This is a genomic window from Mesorhizobium sp. USDA 4413, from assembly GCF_056280365.1.
This window is the reverse complement of the sequence record NZ_JBVPRP010000001.1, coordinates 5,524,726-5,543,304: the sequence shown is the minus strand read 5'-3', so window position 1 is coordinate 5,543,304 and position 18,579 is coordinate 5,524,726. Positions and strand designations below refer to the sequence as shown.

At 65.0% G+C, this 18,579-nt stretch carries 14 protein-coding genes and 2 pseudogenes; 12 read left to right on the top strand and 4 right to left on the bottom strand.

The features are described from left to right. Positions 1-253 precede the first annotated feature (253 nt). From ACVMIM_RS27065 to ACVMIM_RS27045, 5 genes are read left to right on the top strand one after another with little or no spacing between them, the layout of a single operon-like run. The gene (locus tag ACVMIM_RS27065) at positions 254-1,528 is read left to right on the top strand and encodes a flavin-containing monooxygenase (RefSeq protein ID WP_040996118.1); all 1,275 of its coding nucleotides are present in this window, start codon (positions 254-256) and stop codon (positions 1,526-1,528) included. Positions 1,529-1,567: 39 nt separating this feature from the next. Continuing rightward, positions 1,568-1,984, top strand: a complete 417-nt coding sequence (locus tag ACVMIM_RS27060; RefSeq protein ID WP_476115619.1) for a RidA family protein — start codon at positions 1,568-1,570, stop codon at positions 1,982-1,984. Positions 1,985-1,990: 6 nt separating this feature from the next. After that, a complete protein-coding gene (locus ACVMIM_RS27055) occupies positions 1,991-2,665 on the top strand; it encodes a DUF1028 domain-containing protein (RefSeq protein ID WP_476115617.1) in 675 nt (224 codons plus the stop codon). A 22-nt stretch (positions 2,666-2,687) separates the two neighbouring features. Then, positions 2,688-4,178, top strand: a complete 1,491-nt coding sequence (locus tag ACVMIM_RS27050) for an aldehyde dehydrogenase (protein WP_476115615.1) — start codon at positions 2,688-2,690, stop codon at positions 4,176-4,178. 48 nt (positions 4,179-4,226) lie between these two features. Continuing rightward, positions 4,227-5,156 (top strand): LysR family transcriptional regulator, encoded by a 930-nt coding sequence (locus ACVMIM_RS27045; protein WP_040996110.1) that lies wholly within the window; start codon positions 4,227-4,229, stop codon positions 5,154-5,156. A 6-nt stretch (positions 5,157-5,162) separates the two neighbouring features. On the opposite strand, the gene argE is transcribed toward ACVMIM_RS27045, so the two are convergent. Next, complete coding sequence (gene argE, locus ACVMIM_RS27040; protein ID WP_476115614.1) at positions 5,163-6,320, bottom strand: acetylornithine deacetylase; 1,158 nt, start codon at positions 6,318-6,320, stop codon at positions 5,163-5,165. Between the two features lie 222 nt (positions 6,321-6,542). Between argE and ACVMIM_RS27035 the strand changes: the two genes are divergently transcribed. The 4 genes from ACVMIM_RS27035 to ACVMIM_RS27020 all read left to right on the top strand — a co-directional run bounded on the left by ACVMIM_RS27035 (position 6,543) and on the right by ACVMIM_RS27020 (position 12,270). Then, on the top strand, positions 6,543-8,612 hold the full coding sequence (locus tag ACVMIM_RS27035) for an oxidoreductase (RefSeq protein WP_476117378.1): 2,070 nt from the start codon (positions 6,543-6,545) through the stop codon (positions 8,610-8,612). Between the two features lie 163 nt (positions 8,613-8,775). Beyond that, positions 8,776-9,816, top strand: coding sequence for a proline racemase family protein (locus ACVMIM_RS27030; protein ID WP_476115612.1), 1,041 nt, complete (start codon positions 8,776-8,778; stop codon positions 9,814-9,816). A 221-nt stretch (positions 9,817-10,037) separates the two neighbouring features. After that, the gene (gene ftsZ / locus ACVMIM_RS27025) at positions 10,038-11,030 is read left to right on the top strand and encodes a cell division protein FtsZ (protein ID WP_040996104.1); all 993 of its coding nucleotides are present in this window, start codon (positions 10,038-10,040) and stop codon (positions 11,028-11,030) included. 178 nt (positions 11,031-11,208) lie between these two features. Continuing rightward, positions 11,209-12,270: a maleylacetate reductase gene (locus ACVMIM_RS27020; RefSeq protein ID WP_476115610.1), complete on the top strand. Its 1,062-nt coding sequence runs from the start codon at positions 11,209-11,211 to the stop codon at positions 12,268-12,270. A gap of 130 nt (positions 12,271-12,400) precedes the next feature. Here the strand turns inward: ACVMIM_RS27020 and ACVMIM_RS27015 are convergent, their stop codons facing one another. Then, on the bottom strand, positions 12,401-13,897 hold the full coding sequence (locus ACVMIM_RS27015) for an aldehyde dehydrogenase family protein (protein WP_476115608.1): 1,497 nt from the start codon (positions 13,895-13,897) through the stop codon (positions 12,401-12,403). Between the two features lie 220 nt (positions 13,898-14,117). On the opposite strand from ACVMIM_RS27015, the pseudogene fghA reads away from it, so the two are divergent. The 3 genes and pseudogenes from fghA (at position 14,118) to ACVMIM_RS27000 (ending at position 16,905) form a co-directional block, all read left to right on the top strand. Next, positions 14,118-14,952, top strand: a pseudogene (fghA, locus tag ACVMIM_RS27010) (S-formylglutathione hydrolase). 167 nt (positions 14,953-15,119) lie between these two features. Continuing rightward, positions 15,120-15,572: a DUF2231 domain-containing protein gene (locus ACVMIM_RS27005; RefSeq protein ID WP_476115607.1), complete on the top strand. Its 453-nt coding sequence runs from the start codon at positions 15,120-15,122 to the stop codon at positions 15,570-15,572. After that, on the top strand, positions 15,559-16,905 hold the full coding sequence (locus ACVMIM_RS27000) for a PQQ-dependent sugar dehydrogenase (RefSeq protein ID WP_476115605.1): 1,347 nt from the start codon (positions 15,559-15,561) through the stop codon (positions 16,903-16,905). The genes ACVMIM_RS27005 and ACVMIM_RS27000 overlap by 14 nt, the downstream gene beginning before the upstream one ends. 17 nt (positions 16,906-16,922) lie before the next feature. Here ACVMIM_RS27000 and ACVMIM_RS26995 read toward each other — a convergent pair. Both ACVMIM_RS26995 and ACVMIM_RS26990 read right to left on the bottom strand, forming a co-directional pair. Then, positions 16,923-17,147 (bottom strand): annotated as a pseudogene (locus ACVMIM_RS26995) (LysR family transcriptional regulator substrate-binding protein); the annotation flags it as partial. A 180-nt stretch (positions 17,148-17,327) separates the two neighbouring features. Beyond that, the gene (locus ACVMIM_RS26990) at positions 17,328-18,575 is read right to left on the bottom strand and encodes an NAD(P)/FAD-dependent oxidoreductase (protein ID WP_476115604.1); all 1,248 of its coding nucleotides are present in this window, start codon (positions 18,573-18,575) and stop codon (positions 17,328-17,330) included. Positions 18,576-18,579: the final 4 nt, after the last annotated feature.

Here is an 18,579-nt window from a genome sequence, read left to right as displayed (position 1 = left end):
CCAAATCCGAGGCGGAAGAATAATTTTTTCCGGTACCCGTGCTTAGGGCTTGCCTAAGCCTGCAATGTTCGGAGGTGATATCGTCGATGTTGGTCGCAGGAATTCGCACTCAGCTCTGCGATGCCGCTGGAGCGTTTAGGGATAAGCTAAGCACTGACACATGAAATCATAATTTTCGCTCCGCCAGCCCGTCCCTAAAAGCAAACCGGACCTCCATCGCAGCGGCGAAAGCCCCATCGGAAGAGACGTGGATATGTCGGTTGAGAAGATAGACACGCTCGTTGTCGGCGGTGGCCAGGCCGGGGTGGCCATGAGCGAGCATCTTAGCAAATGCGGGGTGCCTCATCTCGTTCTCGAGCGCGGCCGGATCGCCGAGCGCTGGCGTTCGCAGCGCTGGGACTCCCTCGTCGCCAACGGCCCGGCCTGGCATGACCGGTTTCCGGGCATGGAGTTTCCCGTGACGGGTCCCGACGGCTTTCCGTCCAAGGAGGAGGTCGCCGACTATTTCGTCGCTTACGCCAAGCAGATCAACGCGCCGATCCGCTGCGGCGTGGAGGTCAAGCTGGTGCAAAGGAATGTCGGCCGTCCGGGATTTCGCGTCGAGACTTCGGACGGCGTGATCGAAGCCAACAGCGTCGTGGCCGCGACCGGGCCTTTCCAGGTTCCCGTCATCCCGCCTCTCGTTCCCGCCGCTGCCGGCATCCTGCAAATCCATTCCAGCGCGTATCGCAACCCCGCGCAGTTGCCAAAGGGCGCCGTGCTGGTGGTCGGCGCGGGATCGTCTGGCGTGCAGATTGCCGATGAGCTGCAGCGCTCAGGCAGGCGCGTCTATCTCTCGGTCGGCCCGCATGACCGTCCGCCACGGGCCTATCGTGGGCGTGACTTCTGCTGGTGGCTGGGGGTTCTCGGCAAATGGGACCTCGAGACCCCGGGACCCGGCACGGAGCATGTCACAATCGCGGTCAGCGGCGCGCGCGGCGGCGAGACGATCGACTTCCGCCGCCTGGCAGCGCAGGGACTTACGCTGGTCGGCATGACAAAGACATATCAGGATGGCGTGATGACCTTCGCGCCCGACCTTGCGAAGAATATTGCCCGAGGCGACGCCAGCCTGATGTCGCTGCTGGACGAGGCTGACGCCTATGTTGCCCGCAATGGGCTCGACCTTCCGGAAGAGCCCGAGGCCCGCCGGATCGACCCCGACCCGGAATGCGTGACCAATCCGATCCGCGAGCTAGATCTGGCCAAGGCTGGGATCGCGACGATCATCTGGGCGACGGGCTTTGCCGTCGACTACAGCTGGCTGAAGGTCGACGCTTTCGACGAGAAGGGCCGGCCACGGCATCAGCGCGGCGTCTCGACCGAGCCCGGGATCTATTTCCTGGGGCTGCCCTGGCAGTCACGCAGGGGGTCGAGCTTCATCTGGGGTGTCTGGCATGATGCCAAGCACGTGGCCGACCGTATTTCGACGCAGCGCAAATATCTGGCCTACCACGCCGCCGCAAAGCGCGAGCCCGTGGACGCCTGACCAAAGCTGACGCTGCTAGCCGGCCTGATGGAGACCAAGATGGCGCATACGCGAATTCGCAAATTCAATACGAAAGACACCTATCCCGAGCAGAAGCTCGACAACGATCTCTGCCAGGCCGTCGTCACGCGCGGCGGCAGCACCGTCTATCTGCGCGGCCAGTGTCCGCAGGACCTCGACACGGCCAAGAACATCGACAGCCACGATCCGACCGAGCAGACGCACAAGGTGATGCAGAATATCAAGCAGCTCATCGAGGAATGCGGCGGCACGATGGAGCATCTGGTGAAGGTGGTTGTCTACATCACCGATGTCCGCCACCGCGAGGCCGTCTACCGGACGATGGGCGAATACATCAAGGGCGTGCATCCGGTTTCTACCGGACTGGTCGTGTCGGCGCTCGCGCGGCCGGAATGGCTGGTCGAGATCGACGGCACCGCCGTCATTCCGGACTAAAGCGCCATGACCTTCTCCATCGTCGCGCGCTGCAGGCGCACAGGCATGTTCGGTGTGGCAGTATCCTCGTCCTCCCCCGCGGTCGCGGCCCGCTGCGCCTACGCGCAGGCTGGCGTCGGCGCGGTCGCCAGCCAGAACGTTACCGACCCGACGCTCGGGCCGCGGGCTTTGGAACTGATGGCGCGCGGCGCCTCCGCCACGGAGGCCGTCGCGATCCTGAAGCGCACGGGCGCTTTTATCGAGTACCGGCAGATACTGGCTGTCGACGCCGTGGGGGGCAGCGCGATCCATTCCGGGCCGAAGGCGCTCGGCATCTGGGCCGAGGGGCGTGGCGAAGACGTCGCATGTGGCGGCAACCTGCTCGCGAACGCCGGCATTCCGCAAGCCATGGTCGACGCTTTCCTTGCCTCCGAAGGCGACCTTGGCGACCGGCTGATCGCGACGATGCGCGCCGCGCTCAAGGCGGGCGGGGAGGCGGGGCCCGTCCGCTCCGCCGGAATGAAGCTGGTGCGCGATGTGTCCTGGCCCGTTGCCGACCTGCGTTGCGACTGGACCGAGGCCTGCCCGATCGAGCAATTGGCGGTGCTGTGGGACATCTACAAGCCCCAGCTCGATGCTTATGTCACCCGCGCCCTCAACCCGTCCGATGCGCCGAGCTACGGCGTTCCCGGCGACGAATAGTCCGATCGGTTCTGGAGCCAGCATGAGCGAACTCAGCCACAAGGAGTGGGTCGGCAAGGCGTCCGCGATCCGTTTTCGCGACAAGGCGTTCATCGACGGCAAGCCGGTGTCGGCGCGCTCCGGCCGGACCTTCGCCAGCATCAATCCGGCCACGGGAGCGACGCTCGCAGAGGTCGCCTCCTGCGGAGAGGAGGATGTCGACCTTGCCGTCGCCGCGGCCAGGCGCAGCTTCGAGGCCGGCGTCTGGTCGCGAGCGGCCCCCGCGCATCGCAAGCAAGTGCTGCTGCGGCTGGCGGAGCTGCTGCGCGAGAACCTGCCGGAGCTCGCGCTGCTGGAGTCGCTGGACATGGGCAAGCTGGTCAAGGATGCCGCCACCATTGACGTGCCGGGCTCGGCGGCGACCTTCCAGTGGTATGCCGAGGCGATCGACAAGGTCTACGACGAGGTGGCGCCGACCGGGCAGGGCGACTTGGCGCTGGTGCGGCGCGAACCGCTTGGCGTCGTTGGCGCCGTGGTGCCGTGGAATTTTCCGCTCGACATGGCGACCTGGAAATGTGCGCCGGCGCTGGCGGCAGGCAATTCGGTGGTGCTGAAGCCGGCCGAGCAGTCGCCTTTCTCGGCGCTCAGGCTGGCCGAGCTCGCCATGGAGGCGGGCCTTCCCGCCGGCGTGCTCAATGTGGTGCCGGGCCTCGGCGAAACCGCCGGCCAGGCGCTTGGCCGCCATTTGCACGTCGATTGTCTCGCCTTCACAGGATCGACCGCCGTCGGCAAGCTGTTCATGCAATATTCCGGCCAGTCGAATATGAAGCAGGTCTGGCTGGAGACCGGGGGAAAAAGCCCCAATCTGGTGTTCGCGGATTGCCGCGATCTGGACGCGGTCGCCGACATGGCTGCCTTCGGTATCTTCTTCAACCAGGGCCAGGTGTGCTCGGCAAATTCCCGGCTGCTGGTGGAGCGCGGCATCAAGGATGCGCTGGTGGAGAAACTGGCGGAGCGTGCGGCAGCGACGCAACCCGGCGACCCTCTTGACCCGGCGTCCAAGATGGGAGCGATGGTGGACGCGCGGCATGCCGCGACCGTCATGCGTTTCATCGATGGCGGCAGGAGGTCGGCTCGGCTGGTGGCCGGCGGCGACCGGGTGGCGATCGATGGGCGCGGCAGCTTCGTGCAGCCGACGATCTTCGACAATGTCTCGCCTGAAGATCCGCTTGCCCGCGATGAGATATTCGGCCCGGTGCTGTCGGTGATCGCCTTCGACACCGAGGACGAAGCACTTCGGATTGCCAATGACAGCGTCTACGGCCTGGCGGCATCGCTGTGGACCGACAGCCTGTCGCGGGCGCACCGCATCGCGGAGAGGCTGCGCGTTGGCACGGTTTCGGTGAATACGGTCGATGCGCTGAGCCCGATGACGCCGTTCGGCGGGTTCAAGCAGTCCGGCTTCGGGCGGGACCTGTCGCTGCATGCGCTCGACAAATACACGGCGCTGAAGACCACCTGGATCAAGTACTGAGGAGCGGCCGCGACTTGATCACAGGGTGCAAACCGGCAACATAGGACCATGCCGCTCCGCTTCACGCTCAGACAACTCGAATATTTCGTCGCCGTTGGTGAAGCCGGCTCGATCGCCAAGGCGGCCGAGCAGGTGAATGTCTCGCCGCCCTCGATTTCGGCGTCGATCGCCCAACTCGAAGCGGAGTTCGGCGTCCAGCTCTTCGTGCGCAAGCACTCGCACGCGCTGGCGCTGACGGCGGGCGGGCGCTTGTTCCTCAAGGAAGCCGCGCGGCTGCTCAACGATGCGGATGCGCTGCATGACATTGCCGGCGATATCGCCGAAAAGGTACGTGGGCCGCTGGCGATCGGCTGTCTGCTGACTTTTGCGCAGATCGTGTTGCCGGCGCTGCGCCGGAAATTCGAGGACGCCTTTCCGGAGGTGCGCGTCAGGCAGTTCGAGCGCAACCAGGGGCAATTGTTCGAGATGCTGCAGCGCGGCGAGATAGACGCAGCGCTCACCTACGATCTCGAATTGTCGCAGGACATGACCTTCGAGCCGCTGGTGCAGCTGCCTGCCTATGTAATGCTGCCGGCCGCGCATCGCTTGGCGGGGAGGGCGGGGATCACGCCGGAGGAACTGGTCGATGAACCCATGGTGCTGCTCGATCTTCCTTACAGCCGCGAATATTTCCTCTCGGCTTTCCAGGGCCTGCGGCCCAGGATCGCCGAGCGCACCGGCGACATCGCCGTGATGCGTTCGATGGTCGCCAACGGCTTCGGCTATGGCATCGCCAACATGCGGCCGCTCAACGCCATGTCGCCAGACGGCAAGCTGCTGGTCTTCGTGCCCTTGCTGGGCGACATCCGGCCGCTGACCATGGGAATTGCCTTGCCCAATGCCGAGCACCGCACGTTGACGGTGCAAGCCTTCATCGACCATTGCCGCCGCTTCGTCGTCGAGCAGGGTGTCTTCGGCACCGAACGCATCGTCAAGTGAGCGACATCACGGCCAGCCGTCGGCAAGCCGCGACAGCAGTCTTTCCAGCATCTCGTCGCAACGCCGCAACTGTTCGACGCTGACGAATTCGTCCGGCTTGTGTCCCTGTGCCATTGAGCCCGGACCGCAGACGACCGCTGGCGTGCCGAGATCGCGGCTGAACAATCCGCCCTCCGTGCCGAAAGCGACTTTCATGGTGCTGTTGGCGCCGGTCAACGATTTGACGAAGGCCACCGCATCCGACGCCGCCGGCGTATCGAGGCCCGGATAGGTGTTGGTGATGTCGATGTCGATCGCCGCTTCGGGCGCGATCGAAGCAGCGTCGGCGGCAATGCGCGAGGCGGCAGTCCGCAGCCGGTCGAGAATGCCTGCAGCATCGTCGGCGGCGACGTTGCGGATCTCGAAATCGACCACGCAGAGATTGGGCACGATGTTGAGTGCCACACCGGCATTGATCTTGCCGACATGCACAGTCGTATAGGGAATATCGTAGTCGCCGTCGCGGGCGCCTTCGCGGGCAAGCCGGTCCTGTTCGTCGCGCAGGGCGCGCACGAAGTCGCAGCCGAGATGGATGGCGTTGAGCGCCAGCGGGGCGAGCGCCGAGTGGCCTTCACGGCCCTTGCAGAGGGCGCGAGCCGCGAGCTTGCCCTTGTGTCCCGTCGCCACCTGCATGTTGGTCGGCTCGCCGACGATGCAGAGCAGCGGGCGTTGCGGCGCCGCGCTCAGCATGTCGATCAGGTCGCGAACGCCCAGGCAGCCGACCTCCTCGTCGTAGGAGAGCGCCAGATGCAAGGGCGTGTGAAGCGGCATTTTCGAGGCCTTGATGCAGGCTGCGAGCGATGAGGCCACGAAACCCTTCATGTCCGCCGCGCCGCGCCCGAAGAGCTTGCCGTCACGTTCGGTCATCGCGAATGGCGGCAGGGTCCAGTCCTGGCCGTCAACGGGAACGACATCCGTGTGGCCGGAGAGCATGATGCCGGGCCTGTCGGCCGGTCCGATCGTGGCAAAGAGATTGGCCTTGTGGCCGTCCGTGCTGTGGATGAGCTGGCTGGCTATGCCGTTCGCTTCGAGCAGGTCCGCCGCGTAGCCGATGAGGTCGAGATTCGAGACGCGGCTCACCGTCGGGAAGGCGATCAGCCTTTCGAGGATCCTGATGCTGTCCATGTCTGTTGTCCCCGTTGCCCGCAGCCGGTTGTCTACATCGAGCGGTCGCCGCCCTGAAGTCGAATTTGGCTCAGCCCCGGTTCATCGCAGGCTAATCCCCGGATGCGCGGTTAGGCGCGTCCTAATCCGCACGGAAGAATTCCGTAGTTTTCCCGCGCCGACGCCAACTTATGAGTAATCTCGGCGGATCGGCAGGACCGAGCCGGCATGAAGGAAGCTATTATGCGCGACCCACGCTACGACATTCTGTTCGAGCCGATGAAGATCGGTCCGGTGACCGCCAAAAACCGCTTCTACCAGGTTCCGCATTGCAATGGCGGCGGCTTTCGCGATCCATCGGCCGCGGCCGAGATGCGGCGCATGAAATCCGAAGGCGGATGGGGCGTCATCTTCACCGAGCAGACGGAGATGCATCACACCTCCGAGATCACGCCCTTCATCGAGCTGCGCCTGTGGGACGACGCCGACATTCCGGCTCTGACTAAGATGGCGAAAGCCATGCACGAGCACGGGGCGCTCGCCGGCATCCAGCTCGCCTATTCCGGCATCAACGGTCCCAACCTTTACACCAAGGAGGTTCCGCGCGGGCCGTCGGCCCTGCCGATCCGCACCTTCACCAACGATCCGGTGCAGGCGCGCGCCATGGACAGAGAGGATATCCGCGACCTGCGCCGCTGGCACCGCAATGCTTTCAAGCGCGCGAAGCAGGCGGGCTTCGACCTTGTGTGCCTTTACGGCGCGCACGGCTTCGGCATCATCCAGCATTTCCTGTCGACCGCCACCAATCAGCGCAGCGACGAATATGGCGGCTCGCTGGAGAACCGCTCGCGGCTGATGCGCGAACTGATCGAAGAAGGGCGCGATGCGATCGGCGACACGTGCGGCCTGACGCTCAGGCTGTCGCTGGACGAGATGATCGGCGAGCTCGGCTTCGCCAATTCGGAAGTTCGCGACCTGATCGAGATGCATGCCGAGCTGCCCGATCTCTGGGATCTCGCCCATGGCGCCTGGGAGGATTGCTCCGGGCCGTCGCGCTTCAAGGAAGAGGCGGCGCAGGAGGGCCTCGTCTCCGGCATCAAGAAGCTGACCTCGAAGCCGGTCGTCGGTGTCGGCCGCTTCACCTCGCCGGACGTGATGGTCAGGATGATCAAATCGGGCACGCTGGATTTCATCGGCTGCGCGCGGCCGTCGATCGCCGATCCCTTCCTGCCGCGGAAGGTCGAGGAGGGTCGCATCGAGGACATTCGCGAGTGCATCGGCTGCAACATCTGCATCACCGGCGATATGACGATGTCGATCTCGCGCTGCACGCAGAACCCGACCTTCATGGAGGAGTGGCGCAAGGGTTGGCATCCGGAGCGCATGCAGGCCAAGGGCGACAGCGACAGTGTGCTGATCGTCGGCGCCGGACCGGCCGGACTTGAGGCCGCCCGCGCGCTCGGCCTACGCGGCTATCAGGTGGCGATAGCTGAAGCGGGCACCGCGCTCGGCGGGCGCGTGGCGCGCGAGTGCCTGCTGCCGGGCCTGTCGGCCTGGGGCAGGGTGCGCGACTATCGTCAGTATCAGCTCGGCCAGATGCCGAATGTCGACATCTATTTCGAAAGCCGGCTGTCGGCCGACGATATCCTGTCCTTCGGCTTCCAGAACGTCGCCATCGCCACCGGATCGAGCTGGCGGCGGGACGGCGTCGCGCGCGCCCATGTCGTGCCGATGCCGATCGACGCCGCGATGCCGGTCTACACGCCCGACGACCTGATGGACGGCAAGCTGCCCTCCGGGAAGATCGTACTGTTCGACGACGACCACTATTACATGGGCGGGGTTCTCGCCGAGCTGATGGCGCGGCAGGGCGCGAAGGTGACCCTGGTGACGCCGTCGGCCTATGTCTCGGACTGGACCCGCAACACGCTGGAGCAGGGCGCCATCCACCGCCGCCTGGCGGAACTCGGAGTGGATATCGTCCTCAACAGGACTGTCACGAACATCGCTTCAGGCGGAGTCGTGATGGCCTGCGTCTATACCGGCGCACGACAGGAGTTGGCGGCCGATGCCGTCGTCCTGGTCACCTCGCGCAGTCAGGACGACGCTGTCTGGCGCGAGCTCAAGGCAAGAGAAAACGAATGGGCCGGCAACGGCATCCGTTCGATCAAGGTCATCGGCGATGCGGAAGCGCCGGGGCCGATCGCCTGGGCAACCTATGCCGGCCACCGCTTCGCCCGCGAGCTCGACGAACCCGATATTGGCGACGCGCTGCCTTTCCGTCGCGAGGTGACGGCACTGGCGGACGGATAGCGCTGTTCGCTTCGGAGCGGATCGACCGATTTCGCCATCAGCGCGGCATGCAGCCGGAAAAACCTTGGCGGTCAGAATTCTCCTTGAGGCTGGCGCGCAGTTTGGTCAGTTTGTCCCCAAGCAGGACCACTTGCCAGGCCGCGCCGGACAGGGAGAACAAGCAATGCGCACCAAAACCAGCATCCGCGTCGTCGGCTGCCATGCCGAGGGGGAGATCGGCGACGTCATCGTGGGCGGGGTGCTGCCGCCCGTGGGCCGCACGATGATGGAAAAGATGATCACGATGGAGCGCGATCACGACCATATCAGGCGCATGCTGATCTGCGAGCCGCGCGGCAGCGTTGCCCGTCATGTCAATCTCCTGGTGCCCTCGACGCGCGAGGATTGCGCCGCGGGCGCCATCATCATGGAGCCGACCGAATATCCGCCGATGTCCGGCTCCAACACGATCTGCGTCGCCACCGTGCTGCTCGAGACCGGCATGGTGCCGATGCAGGAGCCCGAGACGCGCTTCAAGCTGGACATGCCGGGCGGCGTCATCGAGGTCAGCGCCGAATGCCGCGACGGCAAATGTCTGTCGATCACCTTCCGCAACGCGCCAGCCTTTGCCGAGCGCCTCGATGCCAATATCGAAGTCGAGGGGTTGGGAACGCTGAAGGTGGATATCGCTTACGGCGGCATGTTCTACGCCATCGTCGATGCCAAGGCGCTTGGCTTCTCAGTCGTTCCCGACGAGGCGCGCGAGTTGGCCGTGGCCGGCGAGAAGGTCCGCCGCGCGGCACGCGAGCAGCTCGATGTCGTGCATCCGCAGTTCGACAATGTGCGTGGCGTGTCCATCGTCCAGTTCGCCATGCCGTTCCAGGGACCGGGCAAGGTCACGCGCAACACCTGCATCGTCTCGCCCGGACGCTCGGACCGCAGCCCGACGGGGACCGGCACCTCGGCCCGCATGGCGGTGCTGCAGGCGCGGGGTCAGATGAAGGAAGGCGAGGTGCTGATCCATGAATCGATCATCGGCTCGCGCTTCACCGGCAAGATCCTCGAGCTCACCGAAGTCACTGGGCGCAAGGCGATCGTGCCGCAGATAACGGGCAGGGCCTGGATCACGGGCGAGCACAATTATTATCTCGATCCGACGGACCCTTATCCGCAAGGCTACGTGCTATCGGACACCTGGGGCACCTCGACTTCGGTGACGCAATAGGAAGTTCTGCAACGGCGGCGGCTCGGATCACCCGAGCCCCTGAACCCTTTCCAGCTCTCGGCAGGGGCATTTGCGCCTGGACAGAATGTCAGCGGACCTTGCAGGGAAGCGCCTGCTCTGATTCCCTGCGCTTGGTGGGGGTCGCCTGATTCGCGTGCTTGTAGTTCCGGTCCCGCATCGTGGGGCAGGGCCGCAGGTGCTTTTGGCAGAAAGATGAAAAAATGACCGCCAAGCCGGAAATCCTGGAGATGAGACCCAAGATCACCGTCGTCGGGGTCGGCGGCGCCGGCGGCAACGCCGTCAACAACATGATCGCCGAAGGGCTGCAGGGCGTCGAGTTCGTCGTCGCCAACACCGACGCGCAGGCGCTCACCATGTCGAAGTCGTCGCGGCTGATCCAGTTGGGCGCGCATGTGACCGAGGGCCTGGGCGCGGGATCGCTGCCTCAGGTCGGAAGTGCCGCAGCGGAGGAATCCATCGACGAGATCATGGATCATCTGGCGGGAACGCATATGTGCTTCATCACCGCCGGCATGGGCGGCGGCACGGGAACCGGTGCGGCGCCCGTGATCGCGCGCGCCGCGCGCGACGCCGGCATCCTGACGGTTGCCGTCGTCACCAAGCCTTTCGTCTTCGAAGGCAAGCGCAGGACCCAGGCGGCCGAGGAAGGCATAGAGCGGCTGCGCGAGAGCGCCGACACCGTGATCGTTATCCCGAACCAGAACCTCTTCAGGGTTGCCGATGCCAGGACCACATTCGCCGATGCCTTCGCCATGGCGGACCGGGTCCTCTACGCCGGTGTCGGCTGCATCACAGACCTCATCGTCAAGGAAGGCCTGATCAATCTCGATTTCGCCGACGTGAAGTCGGTGATGCGGGACATGGGACGGGCGATGATGGGAACCGGCGAGGCCTCCGGAGAGGGGCGTGCCAAGATCGCGGCCGAGGCGGCGATCGCCAATCCGCTCCTCGACGAAGCCTCAATGTCGGGCGCTAGGGGGCTGCTCGTGTCGATCTGCGGTGGCATGGACATGACGCTGTTCGAGGTCGACGAGGCCGCGACGCGGATCAGGGAAGAAGTCGACGCCGATGCCGACATCATCGTCGGCGCCATTTTCGACCAGGCGTTGGCGGGAAAATTCCGCGTGTCGGTCGTCGCGACCGGTCTGCGAAAGAGCGCGGACATCGCGCAGTTCGAGCAGCGGATCGCCTAACGTCGCGGCGCGATCTTCGGCCGCGCCGATGGAGCGGCGCAATCGGCCAACGCCAGCGTCCGACGGCGAACAGATCCCGGTTGCCGAATATCACCGGCAGGTGCACTTACGCGCGCGCCTCTTCGTCGCTAACTTTCATGCCGAGGGCATATAACCGCGGCTGACGGGGAGGCGCTCGATGAAAAGCTTCGTCTATAACGGCCAGCCGGCACGCGTCGTCTTCGGGTCGGGCACGATCGCAAGGCTGCCGGAGGAGATCGACCGGCTGGGACTGAAACGCGTGCTCGTGCTGGCGACGCCGCCGCAGGAGGCGGACGCCCGGCGTCTTGCCGGATCGCTCGGCGGCACGGCGGCCGGGGTCTATGCCGGGGCGACGATGCACACGCCCGTGCCCGTGACCGAGGACGCGCTGAAGGTCGTGGCGGAGCTTCAGGCCGATGGGCTGGTCGCGGTCGGCGGTGGTTCCACGACAGGCCTCGCCAAGGCGATCGCGTTGCGCACCGACCTGCCGCAGATCGTGATGCCGACGACCTATGCCGGCTCGGAAATGACGCCGATCCTCGGCGAGACCAAGGATGGCGTGAAGGTCACCCAATCGAGCCCGAAAGTGCTGCCGGAAGTGGTGATCTACGACGTCGATCTGACGATGACGCTTCCCGCTTCCTTGTCGGGAACGAGCGGCATGAACGCCATCGCCCATGCGGTCGAGGCGCTCTATGCCAGGGAAAGCAACCCAGTGATAGATTTAATGGCGACCGAAGCCATAGGCGCGTTGGCAAGCGCCTTGCCGGTGATCGCCGGGAGCCCGCACGACCGCGAGGCGCGCTGCGAGGCGCTGTACGGCGCCTGGCTTTGCGGCATCTGCCTCGGTTCGGTCGGCATGGCGCTGCACCACAAGCTTTGCCACACGCTCGGCGGCAGTTTCGATCTGCCGCATGCGGAGACGCATACGATCGTGCTGCCGCATGCGCTGGCCTACAATGCGCCCGCCGTTCCGGCCGTCATGGAAACCCTGCGGGCCGTGCTGAAGACGGACGACCCCGCGATGGCTCTCTACGATCTCGCCGGCCGGATCGGGGCACGGCGCGGGCTCGCCGAGATCGGCATGCCAGCCGACGGGATCGACATCGCGACGGACCGCGCGCTGGCCAATCCCTACTGGAACCCGCGGGCGCTGGAGCGGGAACCGATCCGGGCCCTTATCGCGCGTGCCTATGCCGGCGAACCGCCGCAGGCTTGAGAAAGCCGGCAGCAAGCGCACGTCGCCACGGAAGAGCCTCGGCAATCTGGTCGAGCGCTTCTTCAACAAGCTCAAGCAGTTCGCATCGCAACCCCGCTGCGACGAGCCGGTTGCCAACTTCATGGGCGACCTAGTCGGTCTGGATCCAGACCGCCTTCGTCTCAAGATATTCGTGCAGATGCTCGACGCCGCCCTCGCGGCCGTAGCCGGACATCTTCATGCCGCCGAACGGCACGGCCGGATCGATGGCATGGTAGATGTTGACCCAGACCGAGCCGGCCTTGACGCGGCGGGCGAGCTTGTGCGCGGTGCCGAGACTGGTGGTGAAGATGCCGGCCGCCAGACCGTAGGGCGTCGCGTTGGCGCGCGCGACAACCTCGTCCAGCGTGTCAAAGGGCATCGCCGAAATGACCGGACCGAAAATTTCTTCCCGCGCGATCGTCATCTTGTCCGAGACGGAGCCGAAGACCGTCGGCGCGATGAAGTTGCCGCCGTCATAGAGCTCGCCCGTCAGCCGCGACCCGCCGGCGACCAGCTTGGCGCCTTCGTCGCTACCGGACCTGATAAAGCCTTCCACCTTGCCCGCCTGCCTTGCATTGATCAGCGGCCCGATTTCCGTCTCCGCTTCGATGCCATGGCCGATGCGCAGCTTGCCGGCGAACTCGGCGACGCGGCGCACGAACTCGTCATGGATCTCGCGCGCCACGAACAGGCGCGAGCCGGCGATGCAGATCTGGCCCGAATGCACGAACACCGCCATCGCCGCGGCCGGCACGGCTTTGTCGATGTCGGCGTCGCGGCAGACGATGATCGGCGACTTGCCGCCGAGCTCCAGCGAAACACGCTTGAGGTTGGTCACACCAGCCCGCGCGATTGCTTGTCCGGTTAGCGTCGAGCCTGTGAAGACAATCTTGTTGACGTCCGGGTGCTCGGCGAGCCGCGCGCCGGCCTCGGCGCCGGTTCCGGTGACGATGTTGACTACGCCGTCGGGGACGCCGGCCTCCTGCATCAGCTTCGCGATCAGGAGCGGCGTCAGCGATGCATCCTCCGAGGGCTTCAGCACGATGGTGCAGCCAGTGGCAAGAGCCGGCGCGATCTTCCAGATCGAAGCAGCGGTGGGCGCATTCCAGGGAATGATCGCGCCGACGACGCCGACCGGCTCGCGCCGGGTGAAGGAGACGATCTCGCCGGGGATCGAATTGTCGATCGTCTCGCCATGCAGCGCGGTCGCCATGCCCCCATAGAAGCGCAACATGCCGATGACGCGGCGCCGGTTGGCCAGCGTGCGCGTGATCGGCAATCCCATGTCGAGCGTGTCGGAGACGCTGAGCTCTTCCCAATGCTTCTCGAACAGGTCGGCGATCCGCAGCAGCACGCATTGCCGCTCGTAGGGCGAGAATTTGGACCAAGGTCCCTCGAACGCGGCCCGCGCGGCAGCCACCGCCGCGTCGATATCCGCGGCTCCGCCGCGCGGCACGGTGGCCAGCACTTCGCCCGTCGCGGGGTTCAGCGCCTGCATCTCCTCACCGGATTGCGCCGCCACCCACTTGCCGCCGATGAACATCGGCCGGAATTCGCCATGATAGAGCGTGGCGGCCTTCGCCCTCGGGTCGAAGTTCAGCGTCATCCTTCTCCTCCTCACGAATTCCGACGCGACTATTACTCCCGCAGCCGGCGACCTCAAACAAGGAAAGCTAAAAGGGCGTTTCACATAATCGGACTGTGCCAGGCGCGCGTCTTCCCCGGTGTTTCCGGCAACGGAGGAACAGATATGCAAGGCGCAAGGTTGCGCGAGTTCCGGCCGGTGGTTATGCCGGATCGAGATTTCCTGACGAAAGGCAGAACCGATGAAGGTCGTTTCCACATCGAAATCGCATGGCGGCATCCAGGGCGTCTATTCGCACGCTTCCGAAGTCTTAGCCTGCGACATGACCTTCGCCGTCTTCGTGCCGCCCCAGGTCAAGGACGGACCGTGTCCGATCCTGTGGTACCTGTCGGGCCTTACCTGCACGCATGCAAATGTCATGGACAAGGGCGAGTATCGGCGGATGGCATCCGAGCTCGGGCTGGTCGTCGTGTGTCCCGACACCAGCCCGCGCGGGCCCGACGTTCCGGACGAGAAGGACAATTGGCAATTCGGTTGCGGCGCCGGCTTTTACCTCGACGCTATACAAGAGCCTTATGCCAAGAATTACCGGATATATTCCTATATCGCCGAGGAATTGCCCGCGCTCGTTGCCGCCAACTTCTCGGTCGACATGTCACGGCAGGCCATCTTCGGCCATTCGATGGGCGGACATGGCGCGTTGACGATCGCGCTGAAGAATCCAGAGCGCTACCGGAGCTGCTCGGCCTTCGCGCCGATCGTACAACCGTCGACGGCCGGCTGGTCGCGGCCCGCTTTCGAGAAGTACCTCGGAGCGGACGAAAAGAGCTGGCGCGCCTATGACGCGACGCTGCTGATCGAGGATGGCAAGCGGTATCCGGAATTCCTCGTCGACCAAGGCACGGCGGATGGCTTCCTGCAGGACCGGTCTGCGCCCATGGCTGCTGGAAGAAGCATGCAAGAAGGCAGGCATCGATCTGACCTTGCGCATGCAGGAAGGCTACGACCATTCCTACAATTTCATCTCGACCTTCATGGACGATCATCTGAAGTGGCATGCTGCGCGGCTTACGTGATTGTCGTCGGCGAAAATGTGCACCCGGCCCCTCTCGGAAGGGCTATTCCGCGCCGGCCATGGCTGAGAATCGCGCGTTCACCTTCTGGTGAGCGCTAGGATTTCAGCAGGAACATTCGCCTTTTTGCGCTGTTAAGCCTGAGCAGCAGCGCGGAAAGGAGCTTCCGCATGGATAACCCGCGATCCACGGCAAGCATAGCCGGCCATCCCATCCACCCCATGCTCGTAACCATCCCGATCGCCTGTTTCGTAGGGACCTTTCTCACCGATATCGTCTATTGGTGGACTGCCGAAATGACCTGGGCCAATTTTTCGGCCTGGCTTGTAACCGTCGGTGTCATCGTCGGTATTCTGGCTGCCATCGCGGGGCTGACCGACTTTCTTGGCGGTCGCAGGATACGCGCTCAGCGGACCGCGTGGCTGCACATGGCGGGCAATATCGTGGCGCTTATCCTGTCCTTCTTCAACATGCTGATCCACACGCGCGATGCCTGGACGTCCGTCGTGCCGACCGGGCTGATGCTCTCGGCGCTGGTGGTGATCATCCTGCTCTTCACCGGCTGGCTCGGCTGGGGCCTGGTCTATCGCCATCACGTAGGAGTGGCCGATGAGACGGTTTGATAGCGATCTAAGATGGCCGATTGCGGCGCTTTGCTGCGCAATGGCTTTGGGCCTTGCCGCCTGCAGCGACGACAACACCGATCCGAACGCGCAGATCGGCCCCAGTCCGAAGCTGCCGGAGATAACCCAATACCTGTTCCCGCCTATGCATCTGGCCTCGGTGGTCGGCTGGAAAAACGATGAGAAGCCGACCGTCGCGCAAGGCTTGCAGATCGAGGCGCTGGCCAAGGGGCTCCAGCATCCGCGCTCGCTTTACGTGCTGCCCAATGGCGACATCCTGGTGGTGGAATCCAAGGCGCCGAACGAGGCATCGGTCAAACGGCCGAAAGACATCATCATGGGCTGGGTCGAAAGCTGGGTCACTTCCGGCGGCGATAGCGGGCCAAGCAACCGCATCACGCTCTTGCGCGACACCAATGGCGACGGCAAGCTGGATTATCAGGGGGTGTTTCTCGACCACCTCAACTCGCCCTTCGGCGTGGCGCTGGTCGGCAACGATCTCTATGTCGCCAACACGGACGCGATCGTGCGCTATCCCTACCAGCCGGGCGACACCAAGATCACGGCGCCGGGCAAGGTGCTGACGGAACTGCCAGGCGGACCGATCGATCACCACTGGACGAAGAGCCTGGTGGCGAGCCCTGACGGCTCGCTGCTCTATGTCGGCGTCGGCTCGAACAGCAACATCACCGAGAACGGCATCCAGGCCGAGAAGGACCGCGCCGCGATCTGGGAGGTCGACCGCGCCACCGGCCGCTGGCGCATCTTCGCTAGCGGGCTGCGCAACCCCAACGGCCTGTCGTTCGAACCGGAAAGCAAGGCGCTTTGGACAGTGGTCAACGAGCGTGACGAGCTCGGGCCGAACCTCGTGCCGGACTACATGACCTCGGTGAAGGACGGCGCCTTCTATGGCTGGCCCTACAGCTATTACGGCCAGCATGTCGATCCACGCGTCATGCCGCAGCGGCCGGACATGGTGGCCAAGGCCATCCCACCTGACTACGCGTTGAGCTCGCATGTCGCGCCGCTCGGGCTTGCTTTCTACACCGCAAACAGCCTGCCGCAATCCTATCGCGGCGGCGCCTTTGTCGGCGAGCATGGCAGCTGGAACCGAACTCGCTTCAACGGCTACAAGGTGGTTTTCGTGCCGTTCAGCGGCGGGCATCCGAACGGCATGGCGCAAGACGTCGTCACCGGCTTCCTCAACGACAAGGGTGAGGCGAGGGGTCGTCCGGTCGGCGTTGCCGTCGATAAATCCGGGGCGCTGCTGATTGCCGACGATGTCGGCAACACCGTATGGCGGGTCACCGCGGCTGGGCCCGGATCCACGTAAGAACCTGGCTCAATCCCCGACATCAAACGGGCCATGTCGAGGAAGGCGCGCACCAGCTCGCCGTCGCTGCGTTCGCGCTGGCAGATCAACGCTTCGTCTATCAGCGTCGCCGGCGCGTCGATCGTAATCGGCACCAGCCGCGCATCATGGCCGAACTCCGCCGCCGAGACGAAACCGACGCCGGCTCCAGAGGCGACGATCTCGCGCACCGCCTCGCGGCCTTCCGCTTCGATGGCGGGTTTCGCCTGCCGCAGTGGCTCGACCGCCTCGGAGAGCCAGGCCCCGAAACGTCTGTCGCCCTTTGCAAAGTTCTGGAGACGCATGGTCGGGATCCGCAAAGTACAAAGTTTGGGCCGGTCATGCGGGAGGCTGCGTTTCAAATTTCAAGATGCCGGAAATTGTCGGCTGCCTGGCGCGGTGGCTCAGCCGAAGCGCTTCGCGGAAAATTCGGCGGCCGATGGCACACCTCGCCCCGCGATGAAGCCGGCGATCCAGCGCGCCGTCGCCGGGGCGAGCGTCAGCCCGAGATGGCCGTGGCCGAAAGCGTAGATCACGTCCGGCGATTTCGTCGAGGGACCGATCACCGGGCGCGAGTCCGGCAGCGACGGCCGGAAGCCAAGCCATTGCGATGATGGCCGGCCGAGATCGGGGAAGAACTGCCGTACGCCGCGATCGAGCAGCGCGAGGCGGCGCGGATTGGGCGGCGCGTTAAGCCCGCCGAGCTCGACGGTGCCGGCAACCCGCAGCCTGCCGTCCATCGGCGTCATGTAGAAACCGAGATCGACCGGGCAGACCGGGCGGTTGAGCAAAGGCGCCGTGGTCGGAAATTCGAGATGGTAGCCGCGCTCGGTGTCCAGCGGAATCATGTCGCCGGCTTGGGCAGCGAGGGGGCGGGATCGCGCGCCCGCCGCAATCACCACTTTTTGCGCCGTGACAGCGACGTCCGGGCCGCTCAGCCGCACGCCGGCGGCACCCGATGCAAGGCCGGTCACGCTCGCGCGCATGAATTGAGCGCCCCTGGCGGCTGCGGCGGCCGTCAGCCGCGCCATCACCGCCCTGGGGTCACTGACATTGATCGAATCCGGGAAATAGAGGCCTTTGGTCTCGAACGCCGCAAGCCGCGGTTCCAGCGCGGCTACCTGGTCGGCGGTCAGGACCTGCTGATGGACACCGAGCTCGGCCCGCAAAGCCCGCCCGCCTTCGGAGGCGGCAAAATCGCCGGCGCGGCGGTAGACATAGAGGCAGCCGTTTCGGCGCATCAGATCCTGAAGCCCGGCCTCCTGAACCATTTCGCCCCAGGCCGGCAACGCTTCGGCGAGCAGGCCGGCGAGCGCCAGCGCATTGGCGCGGGTTGCCGCCGGCAGCGACTGCCGGACAAAGCGGATGAGCCAGGGCGCGAGCTGGAAAAGCGCTGCCCAGCGCAGCGAGAACGGACTGTCGGGATCGAGCAGCAGCTTCGGCAAAGCCCGCAGCACACCGGGATTGCCGACCGGCATGCAGGCATATTCCGCGATTGTCCCGGCATTGCCGAACGAAGCGCCCGAGCCGGGCTCGTTCGGGTCGATGAGCAGGACCTCGCGACCCTCGCCAGCGAGGCGCAGGGCGCTCGCCAGACCGACGACGCCGGCGCCGATGACGGCGATCTCGACGGATTTTGGCGCGGAGATCATGATC

Excerpts from the sequence above, each read along its gene's own strand:
- ACVMIM_RS27000 (WP_476115605.1), top strand. The coding sequence starts at position 15,559 with ATGAGACGGTTTGATAGCGATCTAAGATGGCCGATTGCGGCGCTTTGC.
- ACVMIM_RS27065 (WP_040996118.1), top strand. The coding sequence starts at position 254 with ATGTCGGTTGAGAAGATAGACACGCTCGTTGTCGGCGGTGGCCAGGCC.
- ACVMIM_RS27035 (WP_476117378.1), top strand. The coding sequence starts at position 6,543 with ATGCGCGACCCACGCTACGACATTCTGTTCGAGCCGATGAAGATCGGT.
- ACVMIM_RS27055 (WP_476115617.1), top strand. The coding sequence starts at position 1,991 with ATGACCTTCTCCATCGTCGCGCGCTGCAGGCGCACAGGCATGTTCGGT.
- ACVMIM_RS27050 (WP_476115615.1), top strand. The coding sequence starts at position 2,688 with ATGAGCGAACTCAGCCACAAGGAGTGGGTCGGCAAGGCGTCCGCGATC.
- ACVMIM_RS27030 (WP_476115612.1), top strand. The coding sequence starts at position 8,776 with ATGCGCACCAAAACCAGCATCCGCGTCGTCGGCTGCCATGCCGAGGGG.
- ACVMIM_RS27005 (WP_476115607.1), top strand. The coding sequence starts at position 15,120 with ATGGATAACCCGCGATCCACGGCAAGCATAGCCGGCCATCCCATCCAC.
- ACVMIM_RS27015 (WP_476115608.1), bottom strand. The coding sequence starts at position 13,897 with ATGACGCTGAACTTCGACCCGAGGGCGAAGGCCGCCACGCTCTATCAT.
- ftsZ (WP_040996104.1), top strand. The coding sequence starts at position 10,038 with ATGACCGCCAAGCCGGAAATCCTGGAGATGAGACCCAAGATCACCGTC.
- ACVMIM_RS27045 (WP_040996110.1), top strand. The coding sequence starts at position 4,227 with ATGCCGCTCCGCTTCACGCTCAGACAACTCGAATATTTCGTCGCCGTT.
- ACVMIM_RS26990 (WP_476115604.1), bottom strand. The coding sequence starts at position 18,575 with ATGATCTCCGCGCCAAAATCCGTCGAGATCGCCGTCATCGGCGCCGGC.
- ACVMIM_RS27020 (WP_476115610.1), top strand. The coding sequence starts at position 11,209 with ATGAAAAGCTTCGTCTATAACGGCCAGCCGGCACGCGTCGTCTTCGGG.
- ACVMIM_RS27060 (WP_476115619.1), top strand. The coding sequence starts at position 1,568 with ATGGCGCATACGCGAATTCGCAAATTCAATACGAAAGACACCTATCCC.
- argE (WP_476115614.1), bottom strand. The coding sequence starts at position 6,320 with ATGGACAGCATCAGGATCCTCGAAAGGCTGATCGCCTTCCCGACGGTG.